This window comes from Candidatus Borrarchaeum sp. (assembly GCF_019058535.1).
Lineage (GTDB): Archaea > Asgardarchaeota > Sifarchaeia > Borrarchaeales > Borrarchaeaceae > Borrarchaeum > Borrarchaeum weybense.
Genome location: NZ_JAHPYX010000039.1, coordinates 1 through 3,744, shown reverse-complemented (window position 1 = coordinate 3,744; position 3,744 = coordinate 1). Strand labels below are relative to the sequence as shown.

General features: G+C 33.3%; 3 protein-coding genes. All 3 read right to left on the bottom strand.

Translation table 11 applies throughout. The features are described from left to right. Positions 1-398, bottom strand: a 398-nt coding sequence (locus tag QVB70_RS02090; RefSeq protein WP_287582896.1) for a radical SAM protein, incomplete at its 3' end; no start/stop codon positions are given. Between the two features lie 897 nt (positions 399-1,295). Beyond that, on the bottom strand, positions 1,296-3,101 hold the full coding sequence (locus QVB70_RS02085) for a hypothetical protein (protein WP_287582894.1): 1,806 nt from the start codon (positions 3,099-3,101) through the stop codon (positions 1,296-1,298). A 141-nt stretch (positions 3,102-3,242) separates the two neighbouring features. Then, positions 3,243-3,581, bottom strand: coding sequence for a hypothetical protein (locus QVB70_RS02080; protein ID WP_287582892.1), 339 nt, complete (start codon positions 3,579-3,581; stop codon positions 3,243-3,245). Between the last annotated feature and the right edge of the window lie 163 nt (positions 3,582-3,744).

Genomic DNA, 3,744 nt, shown 5'->3' with positions numbered 1-3,744 from the left:
TGTTCACCTTCCCCTATGCACACCGCATCAAGATATTTTCCATATAAGGGATCGTTCATTGTTTCAAGCGGTAAGAATGTTACATGTGCACCACCAATAATAGTAAAGCATCCTGGACAGACTTCTTTAGCTGCTTTGACCACCTTTAGCGCATCAAATATTTGACTTGTAGTTGCTGTGACTCCTACAATGCGTGGTTGTTCTTTTTTTATTAATTTCTTTAGTCTTGATAACGAGAGATTTAATGCTATCCCGTCAAGAATTTTGACAGGATGCTCATAATGTTCTAGCATTCCTGCGAGATAGGCTAAGCCTAAAGGAGGTGTAATAATTTGAAACCGATCCATCACTTCGTTTTCAGACACAAATGATGGAGGGTTAATTAGTAAGACGCTCATTTAGATACATCATTCGTTAGGCTTATATTCGAGTTATTAGTGATCTCATGGAAGGCATATTATGAATCAAATGTCATTTTTTGGTCATAAATCATTGTTAGTGCCTTTATCTAATACCCCGAGAGTTGGTTGCAGCTTCAATATTTTTGTCGCGCGCATTTTTAATCTTAAGTGGATTACTGAGTCTATCGGTTAATCACAATTATTGATAGAGATTTCAATAAATAATTGGCTATTTTAATAGAATTCCGCTAAATATTACATATTGTAAGTGTATTCATCAAAATAATCTAATTGGGTAAGTTTCTTTAAAAAATATTACCCCTATGCGCATATTTTCAGTTAATTTTTGCTATGAGTATTCATTTTTTCCCCTACATTCGCTTCTGAAGCCCGTCTTTTAAATTACTGATATATTTCAAATTGCCACAGAATTAACATATAAAAGACTAATTTAACATCTAATTCACATATAGAGAATAAGAAACATACAGAGGGGCACAAAAACGGATATGTTGAGTTTCTTTACGCTAGCCAAAATAATTCAAATAATTAGTGTGAAATTCAGTAAACAACGTGCGCGTTATACAATTTCTTGACTATCAAAGACGCTTGGTGAATATTTTCCGAATATATTTGCATAGAGTTCAACTAGCTGCTAAATAATACATCTTTTTGTATATTGTTCATGTTTTTGTGATTTTTAAGAGATACAAACATGAAAAGAAAAACTAGATCCTTAAACTCATAACTATCTGATATTAAAAGGGGAAAAAGGTTGAAATGGAAAAAAATATTGATTGTGGTTTTTGTCAAGAGATTATCCTAACTGTTAACTCTAAGATCTTCTTGGAGATATACTATCGTAGAACTATCACGTCTCCACCGTGAGGTAGTTTATAAGAGTACCTCTTTAGAACGTCCCAAGAACTGTGAGTTCATAAACTGTTCGAAAATCTGCACGGTCCCTTCATGTTCAGATAGAATTGCGACGAATTCATCACCTTCTTTTTCAACTTGTGGTCCAAAAAGTACTTCCTCACGATCTTTTAAGACAGCCCAATAATCCTGCCTATCGTATTGTTTAAAACGGATATTTCCTTTCGCTATTAGCTCTTTTACTGAATCTCCATAACGAGTCAGATCAATATCTGTTACGAATATCAGACGTGTTCGATTTGATACGTTTTTTGCAGTTCCAAGGAGTTCAGGGGAGAGAGTTGGCGTAACTAGGGTTATTGTAGATTTAGTTCGAAGGATCATATCACGGGCGTAATTAATTGCATTCGTTGTTCCCGTGATGGTGAACGTTCTTTGATATCCTGGTAGTTTAATGAATTTGCTATCATCCACAATCTTATTTAGCAGTTTTTCACTTTCTTCAAGTAAATAGACACTAGCTTCAATTTTTTCGCTTATCTTTTGCTTGGAAACAGCCATTTTGTCCTTGTAATAAGCTTGCTTTTCTCTTAGAAAATTATTCACATCACTATCTAAAGAAGTAACTGATTCGTTTAATGATGCTTCTAACTCTTTCATTGAGTCAGATAGCAGTTTTTCAATAATTTGTGAGGATTCCTGAATTTTTTCTTTCGAGGAGACAACAATTTTAGAAAATCGGTCTTCTAGTTTTTGTGTATAGTCATCTAGTGATTTTTCTATTTCTTCGCTCTGAAATTGAGCAATACCTTTAATTAGTTCATCTTTTAGTGCAGCAGTTGTAGATTTATAATGTTCAACGGAGTCTTGAAGAACATTGAGAAGTTTTTCTGAAAGATTAGAAGTTGTTGAGTCTAGTACATCAACTAAATCCTTTTTACAATCCTTTTTGAACATATCATTATCTAATATCAAGGTATCTTTTAGATTATTGGTTTTTTCATCGAATTCTTTTTGCGCTTGGGCAAACTCATCAGTTTTAATAATAGATTCACTATACAATCTGCGAATCTCTTCTATTATACTCAAGAATTTTGCTTCATTCGCAGTGACTATTCTCTCAATAGTTTGTTGAAATTGGGTTTTTGAAGTGTGTAGGCAGTCTTTATAGCTATCAAAAACCTCTTCTGTTTCGGGTTGGCTTTTTAGTAGTTTTTCTTCATGTATTTGAACTTGATTATCAAGTTCGCTAAAAATATGGTTTCGCAGTTTTATTAGAGGTCCATGTTCTTCAAAGAAATAATTACGAACGATATTGGTAAAAATCGTGGAATATTGTTGCTTTGTTTCTGTAATCAATTCGTCAAAAGAAGAGAATATCTGAGAAATACTTCTTTCAAGGCTTTCTTTTTCTTGGAGAAAACTTCCATAAAAACTCTCAATTGCCTCAGTAAACTTTGATGTATATTTTTCTGTATATTCTTTTAGAGACGAAAGAGTATCACGAAGTGCTTCCTCTAAGTCTTTTTCAATCTGAAATCTAAGATTCAGCATCTCATACCGAAAATTTTTATCAATTTCGACTGTTGAAAGAAGTTGTGAATGAAGGGCTATATATCGGGGCATTAAGCCTTCTACCTTTTTTATAAAGCCAAGGCTTATTAGATCTTCTATGACCTTTGACACCTTTAGAAGATCAAATCCCGTGATCAAACTTATTTGACCGATGGTTGCTACTGATCCCATCGAGTAGACCGAAAGATACACTTTATATTGCTCTTCGTCTAAAATCTTAGAAAGAATTTCGCTATTATTCGAACTCATCGTGTACTCCCTCACTTAAGTCATTTAGTCAAAAGGTGTAATAAAAAATCTTCGCTGCAAATTTGTTGCTAAAATTCATTTTTGCATCTCATAAATAAAAATAGGGAACTTATACAAAAAAAAAGAGTAAATAAAACTATTTTAGTTTAAAACAGCTGAAGATTTGATTAATTCAATTATCTTCTTTCCTAGTTCCAATATTTTCTTATCGACTTCACTAATTGTCTCTATTGGCTTTTCAGGTTCTGTCGATGTCCCTGACAAAGCATCGAGAAACTGTGGTAAGTGACGATCCATAATGCCAAATTGGACTCTTTTGCCAATCTTTGTTTCTCTTATATCCTCATCTTGAAAAAACACAGCGATATTGGTCCATCCTTCTGCTTGTTTGCTTATGACCATTCTAATATTCCCAAAAGTAAACCAGATATCTTCTTGCTCTTTTTTTTCCTCTTCTTTTGCGCTTTCCTTTTCGGTCATTTTTGCAACCTCATCTAATTAACTAATCTTGGAAGATAACGTTCAAACTTAAAATTGGGACAAAATCAACCCCATTATATAATAGTATAATTATCCTATTTGAATTATTCTGCTATTAGAAGAACTACAGAATTCTTTGCTAAGCTGATCGGGTGTTAGAATG